The organism is Pedobacter sp. D749 (assembly GCF_019317285.1).
In the GTDB taxonomy this organism is placed as follows: Bacteria; Bacteroidota; Bacteroidia; order Sphingobacteriales; family Sphingobacteriaceae; genus Pedobacter.
Window position 1 is genome coordinate 3881495 of sequence record NZ_CP079218.1, and the last position, 20872, is coordinate 3902366.

At 38.3% G+C, this 20872-nt stretch carries 16 protein-coding genes; 4 read left to right on the plus strand and 12 right to left on the minus strand.

The features are described 5' to 3' along the window. Positions 1-397: 397 nt before the first annotated feature. The 3 genes from KYH19_RS15595 (at position 398) to KYH19_RS15605 (ending at position 4339) form a co-directional block, all read left to right on the plus strand. Positions 398-2611, plus strand: a complete 2214-nt coding sequence (locus KYH19_RS15595; protein ID WP_219075787.1) for a cation:proton antiporter — start codon at positions 398-400, stop codon at positions 2609-2611. A gap of 125 nt (positions 2612-2736) precedes the next feature. Then, entirely contained in the window at positions 2737-3771 is a 1035-nt protein-coding gene (locus KYH19_RS15600; protein ID WP_132398723.1) for a DUF2157 domain-containing protein, read from the plus strand. A gap of 145 nt (positions 3772-3916) precedes the next feature. Further along, entirely contained in the window at positions 3917-4339 is a 423-nt protein-coding gene (locus KYH19_RS15605) for a secondary thiamine-phosphate synthase enzyme YjbQ (protein WP_219075788.1), read from the plus strand. Position 4340: 1 nt separating this feature from the next. Here KYH19_RS15605 and KYH19_RS15610 read toward each other — a convergent pair whose 3' ends face one another. The 4 genes from KYH19_RS15610 to KYH19_RS15625 all read right to left on the minus strand — a co-directional run bounded on the left by KYH19_RS15610 (position 4341) and on the right by KYH19_RS15625 (position 7736). Next, positions 4341-5309 (minus strand): YihY/virulence factor BrkB family protein, encoded by a 969-nt coding sequence (locus tag KYH19_RS15610; protein ID WP_132398719.1) that lies wholly within the window; start codon positions 5307-5309, stop codon positions 4341-4343. Positions 5310-5469: 160 nt separating this feature from the next. Next, positions 5470-6789: a DUF3887 domain-containing protein gene (locus KYH19_RS15615; protein WP_219075789.1), complete on the minus strand. Its 1320-nt coding sequence runs from the start codon at positions 6787-6789 to the stop codon at positions 5470-5472. A gap of 153 nt (positions 6790-6942) precedes the next feature. Beyond that, positions 6943-7320: a DoxX family protein gene (locus tag KYH19_RS15620; protein WP_219075790.1), complete on the minus strand. Its 378-nt coding sequence runs from the start codon at positions 7318-7320 to the stop codon at positions 6943-6945. Between the two features lie 2 nt (positions 7321-7322). Continuing rightward, complete coding sequence (locus tag KYH19_RS15625) at positions 7323-7736, minus strand: VOC family protein (RefSeq protein ID WP_219075791.1); 414 nt, start codon at positions 7734-7736, stop codon at positions 7323-7325. 165 nt (positions 7737-7901) lie between these two features. Between KYH19_RS15625 and KYH19_RS15630 the strand changes: the two genes are divergently transcribed. Beyond that, the gene (locus KYH19_RS15630) at positions 7902-8888 is read left to right on the plus strand and encodes a GlxA family transcriptional regulator (protein ID WP_219078951.1); all 987 of its coding nucleotides are present in this window, start codon (positions 7902-7904) and stop codon (positions 8886-8888) included. Positions 8889-9207: 319 nt separating this feature from the next. Here KYH19_RS15630 and KYH19_RS15635 read toward each other — a convergent pair whose 3' ends face one another. The 8 genes from KYH19_RS15635 to KYH19_RS15670 all read right to left on the minus strand — a co-directional run bounded on the left by KYH19_RS15635 (position 9208) and on the right by KYH19_RS15670 (position 20861). Further along, positions 9208-9597 carry a LiaI-LiaF-like domain-containing protein gene (locus KYH19_RS15635; protein WP_219075792.1) on the minus strand — a complete coding sequence of 130 codons (390 nt, stop codon included), beginning with the start codon at positions 9595-9597 and terminating at the stop codon, positions 9208-9210. Positions 9598-9905: 308 nt separating this feature from the next. Continuing rightward, positions 9906-10595: a ribose-5-phosphate isomerase RpiA gene (gene rpiA / locus KYH19_RS15640; protein ID WP_219075793.1), complete on the minus strand. Its 690-nt coding sequence runs from the start codon at positions 10593-10595 to the stop codon at positions 9906-9908. A gap of 1010 nt (positions 10596-11605) precedes the next feature. Next, on the minus strand, positions 11606-13567 hold the full coding sequence (locus KYH19_RS15645) for a hypothetical protein (RefSeq protein WP_219075794.1): 1962 nt from the start codon (positions 13565-13567) through the stop codon (positions 11606-11608). A gap of 11 nt (positions 13568-13578) precedes the next feature. Further along, positions 13579-14982 carry a DUF1080 domain-containing protein gene (locus KYH19_RS15650; RefSeq protein WP_219075795.1) on the minus strand — a complete coding sequence of 468 codons (1404 nt, stop codon included), beginning with the start codon at positions 14980-14982 and terminating at the stop codon, positions 13579-13581. Between the two features lie 140 nt (positions 14983-15122). Further along, a complete protein-coding gene (locus KYH19_RS15655; RefSeq protein WP_219075796.1) occupies positions 15123-17411 on the minus strand; it encodes a GH92 family glycosyl hydrolase in 2289 nt (762 codons plus the stop codon). Between the two features lie 40 nt (positions 17412-17451). Continuing rightward, positions 17452-18123: a basic secretory family protein gene (locus KYH19_RS15660; RefSeq protein ID WP_219075797.1), complete on the minus strand. Its 672-nt coding sequence runs from the start codon at positions 18121-18123 to the stop codon at positions 17452-17454. Between the two features lie 708 nt (positions 18124-18831). Further along, a complete protein-coding gene (locus tag KYH19_RS15665; protein WP_219075798.1) occupies positions 18832-19812 on the minus strand; it encodes a basic secretory family protein in 981 nt (326 codons plus the stop codon). A gap of 77 nt (positions 19813-19889) precedes the next feature. Then, a complete protein-coding gene (locus KYH19_RS15670; protein ID WP_219075799.1) occupies positions 19890-20861 on the minus strand; it encodes a hypothetical protein in 972 nt (323 codons plus the stop codon). Positions 20862-20872 lie beyond the last annotated feature (11 nt).

Genomic DNA, 20872 nt, shown 5'->3' on the forward strand with positions numbered 1-20872 from the left:
GCAGGGAAAAAGAAACGATGCGCCAGCCAAAAACTTAAAAATAAGTTTTATAACCGATAAAAAAATCAACAAACATAATTCCGGTTTCAATCAGGACAATGAAAATTTGCAAAAAGATTTCATCAACTCTTCTATTGTAAAAATATCTTTTGCCGCTTTTATACTTCTTTCTTTTTTGACATTTCTTTTTTTTAAGAACAAAACGATCACCGCTAAAGTTGTAATTAGAAGATTAAAATATAATTATTGGTGCCTTTTTAAGATGCTCTACCCAAAACATGTTTTTTGGTAAGTAATTTCATTTTTAGCCACTTTAACGTGGAATTTTCAATAAAATGCCAGGTATTAATTATATCTGGAAATAAATTATTTAATCATCAAAACCCATTTTTTATAGATGCATTTACCCGATTTAATAGCCGATTTAGGATTAATCCTTGCAGCAGCAGGAATAACCACCCTTATATTTAAAAAAATTAAGCAGCCCCTCGTTTTGGGCTATATATTGGCTGGCCTATTGGTTGGTTCTCATTTAGATTTCTTTCCCTCTGTTACCGATACCAAGAGTATTAACATTTGGGGCGAAATTGGTGTAATTTTCCTTTTATTCAGCCTTGGTTTAGAATTCAGCTTCAAAAAACTTGTTAAAGTTGGCGGATCGGCCTCTATCACTGCGATTGTAAAAGTCCTTTTTATCATTCTGGCAGGTTACTTAGTTGGTAAAGCAATGGGCTGGAAAGATATGGATAGCCTGTTTTTGGGTGGGATCTTATCCATATCCTCAACCATGATTACCATAAAAGCCTTCGAAGAACTTGGCCTAAAGCATAAAAAGTTTGCTGGTCTGGTTTTCGGGGTTTTAATTGTTGAAGATCTGGTTGCCATCTTGTTACTGGTACTGTTTTCTACTTTAGCGGTAAGTCAGCAATCGGCAGGTACAGAAATGCTGTATTCCATTTTGAAACTGGCTTTCTTTTTAGTCCTTTGGTTCTTAGGCGGAATTTTCTTAATTCCTTCATTTCTTAAAGCAACCAAAAAATTAATGAATGATGAAACCATGTTGGTGGTATCTTTAGGTTTGTGTTTGGTGATGGTATTACTGGCCGATAAGGTTGGCTTCTCTCCTGCTTTAGGTGCATTTATAATGGGTTCCATCTTAGCCGAAACTACACAGGCAGAAAGAATAGAACACTTAACCAAATCGGTAAAAGACTTATTTGCCGCAGTTTTCTTTGTTTCGGTTGGTATGCTAATTGATCCGGCTATGCTAGTTAAATACTGGGTTCCAATTTTAGTGGCCACCGTGGTTATTATCTTTGGGAAAATTATATTTACCATTTTAGGTGCGTTATTGTCTGGCCAGCCACTAAAAACTTCGGTACAATCAGGCATGAGTTTAGCACAAATTGGTGAGTTTTCATTCATAATTGCCTCATTAGGCTTAACCCTTAAAGTAACCAGCGATTTCCTTTATCCAATCGCTGTGGCAGCGGCAGCTATTACAACCTTTACCACACCATATCTGATTAAACTATCCGAACCTTTTTACCAGTATTTAAACCGTGTTTTACCAAAAAAATGGCTTGATGGTATAGAAAGATACAGCTCCAGTACTGAAGGGATTACCACTTTAAGCGATTGGAAAGTTTTATTAAGGTCTTATATCTTTAATACGATTATCCACTCGGTAATTATCATAGCTATCATATTTCTTGCTTACCGATACGTTCAGCCTTTTATTGTGAGCAATGTTGCCAATAGTTTAACCTCAATTATTATCAGCGTAGTGGTTTCGTTCATTTTAATGTCGCCATTTTTATGGGCATTATCTATCCGAAGGATTCAACGAACAGCCTATTCTCATCTCTGGCTGAATAAAAAATATACCCGTGGTCCGTTAATTGCCATTGAATTTTTCAGAATAGCCTTAGGGATTTTCTTTGTAGGATTTTTAATGTATGAATTCTTTGACACCTGGATTGCAGCTGTAATCGCATTAGGCCTGATTATTTTAGGCATGGTTATCTTCTCCAGGAAACTGCAGTCTTTTTACGATAAACTGGAAAGACGTTTCATGTTAAATTTAAATGCCCGTGAGAATCAAAAACCTGACATTTTGCCCTGGGATACCCACCTAACAGAACTCACTGTTTCACCTGAATCGGAAGTGGTAGGAAAAACGCTTACCGAATTAATGATCAGGGAAAAATATGGTGTAAATATTGCCTTAATCGAACGCGGAAGAAACAATATCCCTACACCAGGCAGAGATGAGCGGCTTTATCCAAACGATAAACTGTTGTTGATCGGAGCTGATGATCAGCTGGCAGCTGTTAAAGCACTTTTAGAAGTTGATGCTCCGGAAATAGCTGAAGAAAGTAATTTTCCGAATAAAGAAATGACCTTGCAAAAGGTTGTTGTTCATACCGAATCGCCTGTTTATGGAATGAGTATCAGAAATGCAGGGATCCGCGAGAAAGCACAGGCACTAATTGTGGGTATTGAACGTGGTGCTGATAGAATATTGAATCCTTCATCCGACTTTGTGTTCGATAATGGCGATGTAATTTGGATTGTTGGGAACAATAAGAAGATAAAAGAGGTTATTTAGTTAGTCCGAAGTCCTTAGTCGGGAGTCCGGAGTTTAGATGCATAAATAGTCTATGGTTTTTTACTTTCGGACCTCTGACTTCTGACTTCCGACCAAAAAACATATCTTCGTGTATAACCTAACCTATGAAAGTCGATAGAGAAAAGAGTGAATTTCTTGATGATATGATCGAGCAGTGGCAAAGCGATGGGATCATTAACGAAGAAACAGGAAATAAACTCCGCAAAAGTTATGAGGCTAAAAATTTTGATTGGCTCCGTTTAGCACAATATGCATTTTGGGTAGCCTTAGCTTGCGGTTTTATTGCTCTTGGATCACTCCTTATTGATAATTCCATCTTAAACTATTTAAAAAGGGTTTACAATACACCTAATATCGTTATTGCTATTGTTTCTGGCGGATTGGCGGGATGGCTTTACATCCTTGGGTTTAGGCGAAAAAAGAAACTGACTCATTTAAAGTTTAGCAATGAAGCCATTGTATTTTCTGCAATTTTACTCACAGCAAATGCTATTGCTTATTTTGGAAAGGTGGTGGATAATGGTTCTGGCAATTTCTCCATCCTGATTTTAACATCCGTTTTTATTTATGGTGCTTTAGGCTATATCTTCAATTCACGTTTAATCTGGATTTTTGCTTTAATATCATTAGGTGCCTGGTTTGGCACAGAAACAGGCTATTTAAGCCGATGGAATTATTATTTCCTCGGCATGAATTACCCTTTACGTTTCGTGGTTTTCGGAGCAGCATTAACCGCAGCATCGTTTATTATGAAAGCTTTTCCTAAAACGCAAAATTTCTTTCAGGTCACCTATATCGCAGGGATGGTTTACTTGTTTGTATCGCTTTGGGCCTTATCTGTATTCGGTAATTTCGCCAGCTTAGAAGAATGGTATACCGTGAGGCAGTTAAGTTTGTTTTATTGGGCCTTAATTTCGGCTGCAATATGTGTAGTAAGCACTTTATTTGGCTTAAAGTATCACGACGATATCGCAAGGGAATTCGGCATTACCTTTCTCTTTATTAACCTCTACACACGCTACTTTGAATACTTCTGGGACAGTTGGCATAAGGCTCTGTTTTTTTCTGTATTGGCTGCATCTTTTTGGTTGATTGGCAGAAAAGCAGAGAAAATATGGAATGTGGAGTTTTTGAAATAGCATCCTGAAATTAATTAAATACACTAATCGTCATCTCGACCGTAGTAGAGAGATCTATGAATTGAAAAAGTCAGACACTGTCTGACGAATTTGAAAATCTCAAAATTTCAGATCTACTTCGAAAATTTAAAATGAATTAATTAAAATGAAAATATATCAACAAGCCTTAGCACTTAGAGAACGTAGAAGGGGTTTCCATATCATTACCGATGAGGTTGAGGATGCCCTGCCCCAAATTGACGAGATTAACATTGGTATTTGTCAGGTTTTTATACAGCACACCTCGGCTTCACTTACGATTAACGAAAATGCAGATCCTACAGTGAGGGTAGATTTTGAAATGTTTTTTAATAAAACTGTTAAGGAGAACGATCCGGATTATGAGCATGACTACGAGGGATCTGACGATATGCCAGCCCATTTAAAATCTGCACTCTTGGGCAGTTCTGTAACCATTCCGATTAGAAATGGCAGATTGGCGCTTGGTACCTGGCAGGGAATTTACCTTTGCGAACACCGCAACCATGGAGGACAAAGAAGATTAATTATTACTGCCTGGGGAGAATAAATTATTCTTTTTTCACTTCTTCCATAATTTCAGGATGATTATCCTGTATAGATTTTCCATCCATTTCTACTTCAATTTCTTTGGTGGTAACCGCATAATGAGAAGGGTAAATCTCAGATCCAAAAGCAACAGCATAAGCCTTCGTAAACTCAGCCCCGAAATATAAAATAATAGAAGAATAATAAGTCCATAAAAGCACCACAACCAATGAGCCCGTTGCACCATAAGTACTTCCCACATTGCTTTGCCCAATATAAATTGAGATCGCAAATTTGCCGATCATAAATAGGACAGCAGTTACTATTGCTCCTGCGATTACATCACGCCATTTTATAATTGCATCGGGTAATACCTTAAATATTACGCCAAATATTAATGAAATAACAGCCAGGGTTACAATTTGGTTAACGATGTAAAATACGATAACAGATACTTCGGCAAAGCGCGCCTGCAAACGGTTACTAAATGCATCAAGCACAGAGGTAACTGCTAAAGAAACCAGTAGTACAAAACCTAAACTGATGATTACCGAAAATGAAAGGAAACGGTTTTGTAACAATTTCACCCACCCTCTTTTTGGTTTAGGCTTTAAACCCCAAATGGTATTAATCGAATCCTGAATATCGCCAAAAACAGTAGTTGCACCAATGAGTAGGGTGATGATACCAATAATTAAAGCGATGGTGCTTTTCCCATCCAGATAAGCATTCTTGATTAATTGCTGTAAAGAAATGGCCGATTCTCTACCTAAAAACCCTTCAAGCTGGGCATAAACCTGTCCTTCGGCCATTTCCCTCCCTAAAAATATACCGCATAACGAAATAATAACCACAAGTAGTGGCGCCATAGAAAACACCGTATAGTAAGCTAATGAGCCGCTGAGCTTCGTTACTTTGTGATCATTAAATCCTGTAAACGATGCTTTTAAAACGCCCCATATTCCTTTTAAAGTGATTTTCCGCTTTTCCATAAACAAACTATTTAAGATAAGATGCCCTAAACTTAAACCGCTTATTTTTTGAATTGTTTGTTAATTAATTAACGAAGGCAAGGATATGAGGAAATCAAATGCAACAAAAAAGCTCCGGTTTTAGTCGGAGCTTTTTCTTTATCGATAAGTCATTTTAGTTTTATTTGGCCTTAATCCATAAAGCTAGATCATTAACCAAGGTTTCAGATACGCTTACAGCAGCCTGATATTGAGCCATGGTACCTTTTTCGGTTTGTGAACTTAACAGGTGATTTAAATCAGGGTAAAATTTAAGAAACACGTTTTTCTTTTTATTCAAAGCAGCGCTCCATAAATCAAAATCTACTTTACCTACCTGAAAATCATTACCACCTTGCAATACGTAGATTTTAAGTTTCGAAAGACTTTTAGCTACAGCAACCTGATTGTAGGCATTTAAATCTGTCCAATATTTAGCTGGCAACCCTAAAATTACAGAATCAGGTTTTATAGTAGTTCCCAACTGTGAAATTCTACTTTTATTAATTTCCACATCAGCATCTGCCAATTGTTTTTTAAAGGCAGCTGTTGTATCATTAGCCTGATCGAACATATACTTATTCTGATCAACAATAATATCTGTGAGTTTTCTCGCAGGTGCTGCCGCCAAAATAATTCCTGCTAAATCAGGTGTAAGTGTTGCAATTTTAGGTGCTAACATTCCGCCTAAACTATGACCGAATACATAAACCGCTTTAGGATTAGCACCAACAACTGTTTTTGCAAGTGCAATAGCCGCAGTTGCATCATCCAGGACTTCTTCTTTTACGGTAAAAGTCTTATTAAATTCGTTAGGATAAATTAAAGTTCTTTTTACGTATCGAACTGAAGCAATGCCTTTGGAGGCTAAACCGCCAGCCAAATCTTTAAAAGGCTTATTCACACCAACAGTTTCATCCATATCAGCAGGTCCGGAGCCGTGTACAAAAACCACTACAGGAAAATTTTTGGCATTTTTTGGGGTGGTAATAATGGCTGCCAATTGTTTTCCTGCCGGCCCAATATATACTGATTTTTCCTGGTATAAACTGGTATCAACATAAGTTGGCTTTAAATAAGAAGATGTTTTCCGCGAAGGTGCCAGAAAGATTCCGACAATTTTCTGTTGTTTATTAAAACCTAAAATAAAGTTCTGATCGCCGTTAACAAATTTACCTTCAACCGTTACCGCGAAAAACTCGCCCTGAGCTTTACTTTGAACGGCATCTAACGATTCTGCCTTTCCATATTTTGTTCCGATATCTCCCCAAAGTTTCTTTAAGTTTTCTTCTGTTAATTTCGTTTTCAAGGTATCATCAAAGAAAGCATGGGCATCTTTAAACTTCTCCTCCTGTAACAGTTTAAAAAAGTCGTTTGCACCGTTAAACAGCTGGATCACATTCTGAGAAAATGCTGAAGTGGTAAATAATAAAGCAATTATGAATAAAAGGCTCTTTTTCATTCGTGTAATATTGTTTTTAGGGTGATTAAACCATATGATTCCACATTAAATCTGGAATCATAATCGTTTTATTGTTGTGTTTGGTTGTTTGCAATACCCAAAGTTAACAATATTTGGTTCTGAAAAGCCTCTAATTAAACTAACCATTTAGTTTTAACTATTTTTAACATTTGCTTTAATTTTTTTCCATAAAATGTAAGGAATAAACATAATAACCAAAGCAACAAGTGGTGGGATCAGCAGCGATACCCTGTCGCCAACAAATGCCCTGGAGGCAAAAGCGCCAATAAAATTGATGGCAAAACCTGCATAAGCCCATTCTTTAATGGCTGTATATTTATTCTGTAAAATTGATACTGCCCCAAGCAATTTTGCAATGCCAACAATGATGAGCAGATAAATTGGATAACCAAGGTGTTTAAGCACTTCTTTGCCTGCTTCCTGTTGAGTAATTCCTCCAATGCCATCCATAATCATCATTAAAGCAAAAATAATGGTGGCAATCCAATACCACGTTTTTAGCTTCTTCATATTTATCTGTTTTTATCGTAATTTATTAACCAGTTATTCCCAAAACGGTCTGTTAAATCGCCTAAAAGTGCGCCCCAAAAGGTTTCCTGTAAAAGGTGCGAGGCTCTGCCACCAACTGAAAGTTTATGGTAAAAAGCTTTTGCCTCTTCTTCAGAATTGCAGTTGAGCATCATAGCTACGGAGTTTCCTTTTACAAGCCCCCTTTCTTCAACCATATCAGTACCCATAATTACCATTTCATCTTTAACTAAAACGGCATGCATCACGCTCCTTCGTATGATATTGGGCATTTTTTCAGCAAAAGCTGATTCTCCAATGGTTTCGAGTATTAACTCTCCACCGAGGCAATCCTGGTAAAAAGTCATTGCTTCCCGGCAATTCCCATTAAAAGTGAGATATGAATTTATGCTAGCCATTTTGTTTCTATTTATTTGATGTCATTCAGCAATCATTTCCTCTATTATACACTTTGACATCAGCCTTAACAGTGCAAACATACTGGGAGATTACAGCAAACTGAACACGTAGAAACGACAATTGCGGGGGTTGTTTACGACAATTAGCCTCGTTATATTTGAATGATGAAACATGTATCTATCTTGATTCCAGAGACTGCCGTGATTGAAGCCATTGCAGATCCCCGCTATCTGTTTACCGCTGTTAATGAATTTTTACAGGCATCGGGCAAACTTTCGCTTTTCAAAGTTGAACTTGTAGGAATGACGAAGGAAGTAAGGCTGAATAATAGTCTTTTCTCTGTGCATGCCGATAAACTGTTACACGAGGTTGAACATACCGACCTTATTTTTGTGCCGGCCATTAGCGGAAATATAGGTTATGCAATGGAAGCAAACCAGGATTTATTGCCATGGATTATAAAGCAGCATGCTAAAGGTGCAGAAGTGGCTTCACTTTGTCTTGGTGCATTTATATTGGCCTCAACAGGTTTGTTAAACGGCCGGAAATGTTCTACACATTGGTTGTTTGCCAATCAGTTTAGAGAGATGTTTCCTGAAGTAGAGCTGGTAGATGGCAGTATAATTACCGATGCTCAGGGTTTATACTCCAGCGGTGGTGCAAACTCCTACTGGAATTTACTTTTATATTTAGTTGAAAAACATACAGATAGAGATACCGCCATTTTAGCGGCCAAATACTTTGCCATAGATATCGATCGCGAAAGTCAGCTGGCTTTTATGATGTTTCAGGGGCAAAAAGGTCATGAAGATGCTAAAATTAAAAAAGCGCAGGAATTTATTGATGGCAATTACCAGGAACGGATTACGGTAGATCAACTGGCCGATATGCTGGCATTGGGGCGAAGGAGTTTTGAGCGGAGATTTAAAAGTGCGACTAAAAACACTGTGATCGAGTACATTCAGAGGGTTAAAATTGAGGCTGCAAAGCGAAGTTTCGAATCAAGCAGAAAAAATATTACCGAGGTAATGTTCGATGTAGGTTATACCGACACAAAATCGTTTAGAGATGTTTTCAAGAAAATTACTGGTTTAACACCGATTGAGTACCGGAATAAATACCATAAAGCCGTACCTGTTTTGCAGGTTTAACTGCATCTTCAGAAAAAAAATAAAAAAATTTAAGTTGCACACAATATATTCTATTTACAGCGTTTATGTATGTGAGAGCGTTAATTTAGATGACGGGGATACTGCCTAAGGGTGGAATCCCCGTTTCTTTTTTGTTTGTCATCCTGAGCGTAGTCGAAGGATCTCTTGAAACAGATTTCTCCGTTCCGCTTCACTTCAGTCGAAATGACGGTAAAGAAGCTAAATAATCTATCATTCATTTTAGTCCCATTTGTTCAAATAAAAAAGGGACATTGTTAAAAAATGTCCCTTTTTAAGATATATGATGGAGTTAAGAATTTTAGCTTTGCTTATCAGTAAAATCAACTGGTTTCTTTTCAAAATACTGATCGAAGTTTTGTGCTTTTTTAGGTTTTAAAATTACATACAGTCCTAATCCGATTAATGCCATTGGAATACTAATCCTAAACAGATCAAAATCAAATATGTTTATCGCTCTAAAAGTGAATAAGCCACCAATAATCGTCAATGCCAACCAGCTACTTCCCTTAAAATCTTTACGATAACCCATCCACAACCCTATACCTAACATAATGGTGTGCCATTTCAAAATCCAGTGTGGAACATCTATTCCCGAGTTTCTTAATAAGAATACCGAACCGATAGTGATAATTAAAATGCCTAGACCAAATTGTTTATCTGCGTGATTTTTTTTGATTAAATTTTCCATGACCGTTTGTTTTTATGATTCAAATGTATCACGAATAGCAATGCTGGGGAATGGCTTTTCCCTTAGTTATGTTGTTTTATCGGTGAGTGAAATAAAATTATCGGTAAAAATTTATGGCGATTTAAGAAAAGAAAAAATTATCGGTGAAATAATCAGTTTTGCCACGGAAACACGGAATTAAAACTTAATTTCTTTAACTCCTTTACTAAAAATTAGATCGCCATTTAGAAATTAAAATCACTAAAAAAAATTCTTTTTTCGCAATAAGGGTAAATGAACCAATGATTAATTAACCAGTTAACTAATAGCTATTCAAAAATAATAATATCTGCCCCTTCGCTCATGATTACTTTCGAAGTGATGTTAATGAATAAACCATGGGCCAATAATCCGTTAATTTGATTGAGGTTAGAAGCTAATTTTGCAGGATCATCAATGAGGCCAAAATCAACGTCGATAATCAGGTTTCCATTGTCGGTAATAAATGTTTGGCTTTCTACAGTTCTCAATATGCCCTTTCCACCAAGTTTATTAATTTGATCTAATACATATTGATAGGCTAATGGTATTACTTCGATTGGCACCGTAAAAGCACCCAGCTTTTTTACTTTTTTAGAAGCATCGGTAATGATGATGGCATTTCCACTAAGTGAAGCAATTATCTTCTCTCTAAACAGTGCCCCGCCTCCACCTTTAATCAAATCGAGTGATTCTGTAAATTCATCAGCCCCATCAATACTGATATCAATTTTGCTTAAGCGCCCAAGATCAAGAATTTCGATGCCTAAAGATTTCGCGAGTTCTTCTGTTCGGATGGAACTTGCAGCAGCCTTTATCTTAAGGCCTTCTTTTACTCGTTTACCTAATTCTTTAATGGCAAAAGTTGTGGTAGAACCAGTCCCCAGGCCTACTACATCGCCATCTTTAACAAATTTTACTGCAGCCTGGGCTGCCGCCAGTTTTTCTGCATCTTGTTGGGTTTTATCTATCGTTGCCATAAAGTAAAAATAGGTTTAAATGATAAACATAGCAAAACGAAAAAAAATTGCTGTTGATGCAATCAATCGTTTTAATAGCGTTTATGTATATGAGAGCGTTAATTTAGATGATGGGGATTCTGCAATAGTGGAATCCCCATTTCTTTTTCAGCTATTTTAGCGTCCCAATAAGCGGATCGTCATTGCGAGAAGGCTTCTTCAGCCGACGAAGCAATCTTACAACGATCGCTATTATAGCCAAATAAAATTGCTTCTTAACTCGTAATGATGGAATTTTCTGACAATAGATTTCTCCATTTCGCTGCGCTTCAGTCGAAATGACGACTACCTGCAACGACTCAACACACACAAAATCAAGGCGAAAAAAATCACTCACAATGCAATAAATCGTTTTTATAGCGTTTATGTATATGAGAGCGTTAATTTAGATGATGGGGATTCTGCAATTGTGGAATCCCCATTTCTTTTTTCATGAATTTTTAGCGTCCCCAATAAGCGGATCTTCATTACGAGCAGGCTTCTTCAGCAGGCGAAGCAATCTTACAACGATCGCTGTTATAGCCAAATAAGATTGTTTCGTAACTCGGAATGATGGAATTTCCTGATAATAGATTTCTCCATTTCGCTGCGCTTCATCCGATAGGTATCGGGTCGAAAGGACGACTACACGCAATGACTGAACAGTCACTCACAAATCATGGCAAAAAAAATCACTCACAATACAATAAATCCTATTTACAGCGTTTATGTATATGAGAGCGTTAATTTAGATGATGGGGATTCTGCAATAGTGGAATCCCCATTTCTTTTTCTAATTCTTTTTTTTAAGCATTTTGTCATCCTGAGCGTAGTCGAAGGATCTTTTCATTTAATAGACCCTGAAATAAATCCGATAGCTATCGGATCAGGGTGACGCTTCAATTAAAAATTTCTGCTACACCAATACACTTCATTTTCTTATAAAACAAAAAACGGCTGGTATTTCTACCAACCGTTTCCTAACAATCAACTTATTTATTTAAAGAGTTTATCCAGGCTGCAATTTTTAAAGCTTCTGCTTTGGTTACTTGCGGCATTGGAGGCATTTCTGTTGAGTAACCCGGCCAGTTTTGTGGTTGTGGATTGTGGATCAACTGAAATATTTTCTCCGGTGAATATTTACGTTTTGCAATTTCTACGAAGGGTGGGCCTATCTGCCTTTTGGTTTGATTGTGACAGGCCAGACAAGTGTTTTTAGTCAACAATCCTTCAACCTCTTTAAAGGTAGGTGCTTTAGTAGTAGTTGTAGGCTTAGCCGGAGTTACCGCTCCTTTTGCTTCGGGAGCTTTACCAATAATACCTTTTGGCACTGCCGTTTTTTTAGCAGGAACATTTACCGGTGTTGCCGAGTTTTTGGTACTTACTTCATTGGCAGAAAGTTTATTTCCATCAGGAATCTGGTTCAAGGTGTAATAAGCTACCGGATGAACTAAAGAATAAAAGCCATCCTGAGATCTTAAACCATCTAACGTTAAGGTATGGATATAATATTGGCGTAGGTTTTTCACAATAATTCTGGCTTTTAAACCATCTGCTGAAACTTTAACCCCCGAGATTTTTAATTTTTCGGTATTTACCGGAGGTGATCCATACACAGGGTGATATTTGTAAATAAAGCTTTCCGCGTCATATGAGGCTAAATCTTCGGCCGATTTACGATCAACCGGCATAGTAAACTCCACTTCAAAACCATCAGGCATTGCCCTGACAGCTTTCATTTCGAAAGGGGTTTTGTTGTTGTACACCAATCTTTCTAAACCTTCGTTGGCATCACCCGCCGATCCCCAGCCACGGTTGGTTTCTCCAACAAATAGTGAGCCATCAGTGCCCCACTCTAACCTCAATACTCCTGAACGGAAACCTTTACGGAAAAGGAAAGCTGCACCTTGTTCTTCACCTTTCACCGTCTCCATAAAAATCCTTGAAATAATACTCATTCCCTGATCTCCAACTAAAATCTGACCAGCGAACGGGCCAAATGTATTTGCAGGAATTTTAACAGGTTCGGCAGAAGAAATACCTAAGATACCATAAGGTAACCAAACCGATGGCAAACGTAGTTCAGGGAATACTTTCTTCATTTCGAATAAGGTTTTGAATGTTTCGTTTACCCTATTCTCTGGTTTAATGTACCTTCCTTGTTCGTTTTTAATACGGCGTTCATCCATTTGAGAATAAAAGAAATCTGATTGAAGTTTTACCGGAGAATTAGGCAGGTTTGTCCACCTTAAACTGGCCGGATGCCCCATAAAATCACCTTTGTTTACTTTCCATAAACCACCTGAACCTACCCAGTCGCCCTGGTTTTCGGTATAATAAAACTGACCGTCAATACTTCCAATACCCGCTGGCGAACGGAAACCAGCAGCATAAGGGCTCATTTTACCATCTTCGGTAATGTTCATGGCCCAACCACGCATGGGCACACGGCTTTCTGCACGCCACCATTCTTCATCGCCAAAGGCTACGTTTGCGGTAACCATAAAAGTACCATCAGGCATTATTTTCGGACCAAAACTATATTCGTGGTAGTGACCGCTTAAAGGCCATGCATAAATGGTTTCGTACACATCGGCTTTACCATCCTGATCTTTATCGATCAATTTGGTCAACTCGCCGCGCTGCGCTACGTAGATTGCACCATTTTTATAGGCAATGCCCAAAATTTCGTGCAAACCATAAGCAAATCTGCGCCAGTAGGGTTTAGCACTTGTGGGATTTTCTACGATGTACACTTCTCCCCTACGGGTAGATACGCCTAAATCGCCATTTGGTAAGGTAACCAGTCCACCAACTTCTAAAATCGGGCCTTCGGGCACGCGTACTTTATTTATCCTGAAAAAATCTTCTTCTTTCGGTGTTTCTTGTGCAAAAACTGTAGTAAAGCTAAAACTTAATGCCAGTATTGCTAATTTTTTAAATGTATTTCTCATTACTATCACAATTAAAACAAAATGGTATAATTCAACTTACTTCCAATGGCTGCAATAATTTCCCATTTGCCATCAGTATTTCTAATAACCGGTTTTGCGGTGCCTTCACCAAGCTGTATGTAATACGCTTTATCACCAATTAAATATAAACCCTTGCCAGCTTCTTCAATGTTTGAAGCAGTAGCCAAAAGGAAATACAAATCTTTTGATGGTTTATCAATAGTAATCTCTCTCGTTAAACCTTGTCCATTTTCCATCACTTTAACGGCATCAGTAACATTTGTTCCGTTAATGATGTACTTAAACTCCGGACGGTCTTGTTTATCCATTACATAACCCTTGGTTTTAAAACCAGTGCCAGCCGTGTCGGCAATCCAATTAGCCTGGTCGTTTGCTAACTTTGATATGGCCAGAACAGATTTTTTCGTGAAGCGGGTAACACTGCCCAATGCACGTGAGGTACCATTTCCACGGCCATCCCACATTGGCGTAGCATCGATAAAATCGCCGTGCCATCCTTGCAATAATGTACCATTATCTAAATCGTAGCTATAGGCAACTTTCTCTGGTCCGCCTACTGAAATAGCGTGCACCGAGCGTACTCCAGGGGCTACATCTACAAAACTTCTTATCATATTGTTGCTAGCTGCTTCAATATAAATTGGGTCTGCACCATCGTTTTGGTTTGGTTTTGGAATTTCGGATAGTTCAGTGATTTGGATATTTCTGAACGCTACCGAACCATGATCGCCTTGCAAACGTAAAGGTCCTTTGGCTTTTTCAGCTCCTGCAGCTCCTCTGGTTGCGCCAAATAATTCAACATTTTCATGAATCAACACACCATTTAGTTCTGCACTGACGATTTTAGCATTTTGCGTTTTCTTTCCTGATGCATCAAATTTTGGCGCCTGGAAGATAATTTTAATGTGCTGCCATAAACCTGGCGCTTTACTTGCATTCTGACGGGGAGCAACACCACCAAATCCTTTCTCAGCTTCCGGTTTGCTATCGTCCCAGCGTTGATAAATACCGCCATTGTTTGATGATGTAGCATTTTTCAACCCCCATGCATCGTCAATCTGGATTTCATAATTACCTTGAAGATAAATACCAGAATTTGTTCCTTTTGCTGTTAAATAATCTAACTCTACGGCTACGTCACCATATTGATTTATGGTGTATAAATCGGAGCCTGCTTTTTTTGCTGTTGATTGGTTAACCAAAACCCCTTCACCTTTAGTTGTTTTTAAAACATTTTCGGTATTTAGGTCGGCCACTACATTTTGGGCCAATGACCATGAATTTGAGGGATTTTTAAAGGCTGAAAGATCTTTGAGATCAATACGCTGGCCGAATGCCAACAGGGTTCCGAAAAGCCAGCAAATGGCTGTAAAACCCGTCTTTGAGATATTCATATATTTGGTTTGTTAGTTTTAGCCATGTTGAGGCCAATTATTACTTTAAAAATCAGACTGTATCATAAAGTGTAAACTAAATCTGTCATTCGACAGGCTCAGGATACAACCCTATTTTATGATACAGTCTTTATTTTTTTCTATTTTTCTGTTGATAATGAATAAGGGAAATCGGCTGGATTTGAACCTCTGGTTTTATTCGGCGTTGCACTCATATTGAAATTTAATACTGCACCTTTTTGCAAACCACTGTGGCTGATCCAGTTTTTAGAATATGGTTTACCATTCATCTGTAACGACTGAACATAACGGTTGTTATCGCTATTGGCTGCTGCATTAATTACAACAGTTTTACCATTTTCTAAAGTAATCGTTACCTTTTTAAATAAAGGAGCACCTAAAACATATTGATCAACCGCTGGTGTTACCGGATAAAAGCCCATTGCCGAGAAAACATACCAGGCAGAAGTTTGTCCGTTATCTTCGTCACCGCAATATCCATCCGGAGTAGCTTTGTACATTCTGTTCATGGTTTCTCTTACCCAATACTGTGTTTTATAAGGTGCTCCACCGTAGTTGTACAGGTAAATCATGTGCTGGATAGGTTGGTTACCATGTGCGTACTGGCCCATGTTCGCAATCTGCATTTCGCGGATTTCGTGAATTACACCGCCATAAGCACTCTCATCAAATACAGGAGGCATAGAGAAAACTGAATCCAGTTTGGTTACAAATTTACTATGGCCACCCATTAATTTGGCCAAACCATCTATATCCTGAAAAACAGACCAGGTGTAGTGCCAGCTATTACCTTCGGTAAATGCACCGCCCCATTTAAATGGGCTGAACGGGCTTTGGAAAGTTCCATCCTGATTTTTGCCACGCATTAAACCTGAAGCCGGATCGAAAAGATTCTTGTAGTTCATGGCTCTTTTCTTATAGATATCAATTTCTGATGCTGGTTTACCCAAGGCTCTTCCTAACTGGTAAATGGTAAAATCGTCATAAGAATATTCCAGGGTTTTAGCCGCATTTTCATTCTTTTTCACATCGAAAGGTACATAACCCAATTCGTTGTAATATTTAACACCATCGCGACCAACAGCTTCCATCGGACCCTCGTTATTTGCGCCATGTTTTAAAGCCTGCCATAACGTTTCGATGTCGTAACCACGCATACCTTTAATATAAGCATCAGAAACTACCGAAGCAGAGTTGTTGCCAACCATAATGTTTGCATAACCCGGACTGCTCCACTCTGGCAACCAACCACCTTCTTTGTAATCGTTGATTAAGCCTTGTTGCATTTCCTTGTTAATTGAAGGATAAACCAGGTTTAAGAAAGGATATAATGCCCTAAAAGTATCCCAGAAACCTGTTCCAGCGAACATGTATCCTGGTAAAACCTGACCGTTGTAAGGACTCCAGTGTACGATCTGGTTTTGTGCATCAATTTCGTATAATTTATTAGGGAAGAATAAGGTACGGTACATTGCCGAATAGAAAGTACGGGTTTGATCAATCGTCCCACCTTCAACCGCAATTTTACTTAAGGTTTTGTTCCAGATTGCTCTACCTTTTGCTTTAGTGGCATCGAAACCATCATTAGCCAGTTCTCTTTTTAAATTTAAATCGGCTTGCTCAAAACTGATAAATGAAGAGGCCACTTTTGCAAGTACCTGCTCGCCTTTTTGTGTGGCAAAACCAATAACAGCACCGGCATGATCGACAGTTAACTCTAAATCTTTATCGTTAAGTTTTTTATCATTCCAGGTTTTAGATAATTTGAAATCTTTATTGAAATAGATTACGAAGTAATTTTTGAAATTTTTAGGCAATGGACCCCGGGCATATTTAGTGGTATAACCGATAATTTTTCTTTCTGCAGGAATAATTTTAATGTAAGAACCTTTATTCTGTGCATCTACTACCACATAAGCACTATCCGTTTTAGGAAAAGTAAATCTGAACTGCGCGGCCCTTTCTGTTGGGGTAATTTCGGTGGTTACATCAGCATCTGCTAAATAAACACTGTAATAATATGGTTTAGAAACCTCTGCTTTATGGCTGAACCAACTTGCACGGTCATCATCAGTAAATCTTAATTTACCAGTAACCGGCATAATAGAAAAAGCGCCGTAATCGTTCATCCAGGGCGAAGGCTGATGGGTTTGTTTAAAGCCACGGATTTTGTCGGCATCGTAAACATAGGCCCATCCATCTCCGTTTTTACCAGTTTGTGGCGACCACATGTTCATTCCCCATGGCAATCCGATTGCCGGGTAGGTATTTCCATTTGATAGATCTGGTTTCGAAGCTGTTCCCATTAATGGGTTAATCCAATCTACCGGATCTGTGATTTTGCCAATTGTTTGCGCGAAACTGGTTGATGCCGCGACACTCAATAAGGCGATAAATAATCTTTTCATTTGTTGTGTTTGTGTTTTTTATATGCTTGTATTTATTTTCCTAAACTTGAGAATTTTTAACATAATCTACCCAAAGCGCATCTAAATCTTTACCTGTTAATTTTGTCCAGATATTTTTGGTATAGGTATGGTCTCTTAAAGAAGCATCAACGGTTTTAATAATCCCTGGTTTTACGCTTATTTCCATCCAGGCAAAAAAACCTGCAGTAATGCGGTAACTGTTTGTATAGCTGTGATCTGGTTTTAGCGCAGGGAGTGACCATTTAGCACCCGCATTGTCTACACCAAATTTATAGCGGGCATAATCTGCAATACCTTCGGTTAACCATCCCGGACCAACGCTTCGGCCATAATCCTGCACAATGTGCATCACTTCGTGGGTAACCACGTCAATATCTTCGGGATGTTTAATCATCCACATGGAACTGAACGTTACTTTTCCATCAGCAGTTGCGGCAACGCCATCATAAGCAGTATCAACAAAAAATTTTACTAATTTTATGGTTGATGGATTGTATTCTTTTGCCAGTTTTGGATAAACATCAAAAAAGGTCTTAATTAAGCGCTTTTTCAATTGTGGATTCAGCGCCGCAAAATTGCTTTCGAACGATAAGGTATAACCGTTCTTTTTGGTAATTTCCTGTGCTTTTAATTGCAATGAAAATGCGGAAACAAGCATTACAAAAATCGAAAGAATAGCTGTTTTTTTCATTTATCTGTGTTATTATTATTTTGGTTAGCGTGTTTAGTTCTGCAAAATAAATATAATATGTAAAACGTTTTAGTAAATGATCAAAAATTTTACTTTAGTGATGATTATTTTTACAAACGCGCACTGGAGGAGTGTAACGGAGTCGAGAACCATGATTGCTCAGCGAAGCTAAATCTGTTTAAATAGATCTCTCCATTTCACTGCATTCCAGTCGATGACGATCGCTTTGTTAAGTTGTCATCCTGAGGGTTAATAATTTGTTTAAAATCAATATGAGTGACCTATAATTATCTTCTCTTATCCCGTGGCGCGGTCTTGCCTCGGCTCGCCGCCGCCGAAGGGCTCTTTCTTTTTGGCATCAAAAAGAAACAAAAACTGCCGGCTGAAAATTTTTCTTTCGAAGCCAGTTGTTCGGCCAGAACAGTGCAGCCCGAAAAATTTGTTAGGCCGGATTTAAGTAGAACGGAGGTACCGTGCTAAGGCCTAGCTTGATGGAAATACAAAAGCAGCTAAGTTATTTGATTAATAATGATTTGTAAATAACGTCAATGGTAGCGGAGTCGAAGGATCTCCATTCTTTTGCTTTTCATCCGATAGCTAGCTATTGAGATGACGACCGTTCTATGTAAATCTTTTTTGTAATGTTCCTCCTAAAGAGAAGTCAAGTTTTATGGCAAGTGTGCTATTTAAAACTTGACTTCTCTATAATTACTTTTTGCCGCTATAAGTAAGGCTTACCTTTTGTGGTTCTTTACTATAATCTTCCCAAAGCTGATCTAGTGTTTTTCCAGTTAAGGAAGCCCACGATTGTTCGCTGTACTGGTGTGCCCTTAGTTGCTGATCTAACGCAGCAATTAAACCAGGTTTTACATTCTGCTCCAACCAGGCAAAAAAGCGCGCGGTAATCCGGTAACTATTGGTGTAACTCTGTTTCTCATTATAGGCTGGCAAACTCCATTTTGATCCTACATTATCAACCCCATATTTATACCGTACATAATCCGCAATGCCTTCAGTTAACCAAACCGGACCGGCACTATAGCCATAACCCTGCACAATATGCATGGTTTCGTGTGTTACCACATCAATATCGGTTGGGTGTGCTTTCATGTAACCAGCACTAAATAAAATTCTGTTTCCGCTTGCTTCTGCAACTGCTTTATATGCTGTGTCTACCACAAAAAGCACATCGTGTGTAGATTTATCGTTAAATGTTTTAACTAAAATTGGATAGATTTCGAAATAAGTAGCAATTAAATTCTTCCTTACCATTGAATCTAAATCCGGGTCTTTGCTGATAAATGTTAATTCGTAACCTTTGTGTTTTTCTTTACTGTAAGAAACCCAGTTTTTTGAAAGTGCTGTAAATAGTTCCTTTTGAATTTTCTTTTGCGATTTATTTTTAACCCATTTACTGTTGACTTTAATTTCTCCGGCTTTGGCCTGTATTGTTGTCGTTTCTTCTGTTACTAAATCTAACACTACGTTTCTTTTGGTACGGTATCCATCTGCCTGGGCAAATTTTGGGTAAACCTGAAAAAAAGCTGCCTTAAGTTTGGCATTTACGATGGCGTTGATTGTACTGTCTTTATCGTTAATGGTAATTTTGTATTCTCGTTCTCTATTTTGGGCGAAAGTATGAGCGCCTATAAAGGATATCGATGCAAATATTAATAACTTCTTAATCATATTTTTTGTGTGGGTTTAGAAACAGAAATGATCTTGCTGTTGGCAAAATCATCTCTGTAGGTTTATTATATTTTACTTTAATAAGTGATGGCTGGAAAATCGGTTTTGGCCTTGACAAGCATTGGCGCCCAATCTGCTCCTTTTTCATCTTTTGATCCAAAAGCCGTTAATGCCAGTGGTGCCAAATCTGCTTTCGCTGCACCGCTCCAAAAGTGAATAAATTCACCAAAATTCATTTTCCTGGTATATTGTTGATAGCTTTTACCTTGTACAGTGAGTTGTTGTTTAGGAAATTGTTGAGACAATAAGGTAAAGAAACCATTTAAAACTTTTGCTTTACCATAGTTATCATAAATTGGAAGAAACCAATTTTTGAACCATTGTGTTCCTGCCTTAGGGTAACTGTCGGTAACCGTCATCATTTTATTGTACCAACGTTGTGCATCGACGGTTCTGTTTAAGCCTAAATACACATCGTATTGATAAATCTCCATCCACTTACTATCATGCCAGATATCGAAAGCCGGCGATTCTTTTACTCCTTTTGATGCGCCTTCTACGATGTGGCCGATTTCGTGGGTAGACAAATCAATATCGTTATCAACGCCGGTAGTCCAGGCATCGAGACTGCTGGCTCCACAATCGGTTACGTTTCTATAATCGTGCGCGGCATCCAGATAAGTACCCGGATGGCCTCCGCTGTATTTACCTGCGTGATAAATTACAAATAAGCGGCTATCATCTCCAAACTTACCGTAAGTTTTTTTGGTATAGTTCCAGGCTTCTGCCATGTATGTTTTTGGCCAGGCAATAGTTGGTTTAACGTCGCCATCGTAATAAACCACTACGCTGGTATCATAATAAACCCGGTTCAACAATTGCACATGCTCAAACCAGTGCTCCTTCCATGTTTTTGGTGGTGCATCTGGTGGATCCACACTTTCTATAAACGGCGGTGCTGGCTTTACGGTCTCAACTGGTGCTTTTTTACTGTTGCAGGCTAACACAGCAAATAGAGCAATTGCCGATAACGATAAAATATTTTTCATAGTGCTAGTAT

What these genes read in the sequence shown, in the direction of transcription:
- KYH19_RS15650 (WP_219075795.1), bottom strand. Translation starts at nt 14,982, where the DNA reads ATGAATATCTCAAAGACGGGTTTTACAGCCATTTGCTGGCTTTTCGGA.
- KYH19_RS15670 (WP_219075799.1), bottom strand. Translation starts at nt 20,861, where the DNA reads ATGAAAAATATTTTATCGTTATCGGCAATTGCTCTATTTGCTGTGTTA.
- KYH19_RS15625 (WP_219075791.1), bottom strand. Translation starts at nt 7,736, where the DNA reads ATGGCTAGCATAAATTCATATCTCACTTTTAATGGGAATTGCCGGGAA.
- KYH19_RS15595 (WP_219075787.1), top strand. Translation starts at nt 398, where the DNA reads ATGCATTTACCCGATTTAATAGCCGATTTAGGATTAATCCTTGCAGCA.
- KYH19_RS15655 (WP_219075796.1), bottom strand. Translation starts at nt 17,411, where the DNA reads ATGAAAAGATTATTTATCGCCTTATTGAGTGTCGCGGCATCAACCAGT.
- KYH19_RS15665 (WP_219075798.1), bottom strand. Translation starts at nt 19,812, where the DNA reads ATGATTAAGAAGTTATTAATATTTGCATCGATATCCTTTATAGGCGCT.
- KYH19_RS15615 (WP_219075789.1), bottom strand. Translation starts at nt 6,789, where the DNA reads ATGAAAAAGAGCCTTTTATTCATAATTGCTTTATTATTTACCACTTCA.
- KYH19_RS15645 (WP_219075794.1), bottom strand. Translation starts at nt 13,567, where the DNA reads ATGAGAAATACATTTAAAAAATTAGCAATACTGGCATTAAGTTTTAGC.
- KYH19_RS15660 (WP_219075797.1), bottom strand. Translation starts at nt 18,123, where the DNA reads ATGAAAAAAACAGCTATTCTTTCGATTTTTGTAATGCTTGTTTCCGCA.
- KYH19_RS15610 (WP_132398719.1), bottom strand. Translation starts at nt 5,309, where the DNA reads ATGGAAAAGCGGAAAATCACTTTAAAAGGAATATGGGGCGTTTTAAAA.
- KYH19_RS15605 (WP_219075788.1), top strand. Translation starts at nt 3,917, where the DNA reads ATGAAAATATATCAACAAGCCTTAGCACTTAGAGAACGTAGAAGGGGT.
- KYH19_RS15635 (WP_219075792.1), bottom strand. Translation starts at nt 9,597, where the DNA reads ATGGAAAATTTAATCAAAAAAAATCACGCAGATAAACAATTTGGTCTA.
- KYH19_RS15630 (WP_219078951.1), top strand. Translation starts at nt 7,902, where the DNA reads ATGAAACATGTATCTATCTTGATTCCAGAGACTGCCGTGATTGAAGCC.
- KYH19_RS15600 (WP_132398723.1), top strand. Translation starts at nt 2,737, where the DNA reads ATGAAAGTCGATAGAGAAAAGAGTGAATTTCTTGATGATATGATCGAG.
- KYH19_RS15620 (WP_219075790.1), bottom strand. Translation starts at nt 7,320, where the DNA reads ATGAAGAAGCTAAAAACGTGGTATTGGATTGCCACCATTATTTTTGCT.
- rpiA (WP_219075793.1), bottom strand. Translation starts at nt 10,595, where the DNA reads ATGGCAACGATAGATAAAACCCAACAAGATGCAGAAAAACTGGCGGCA.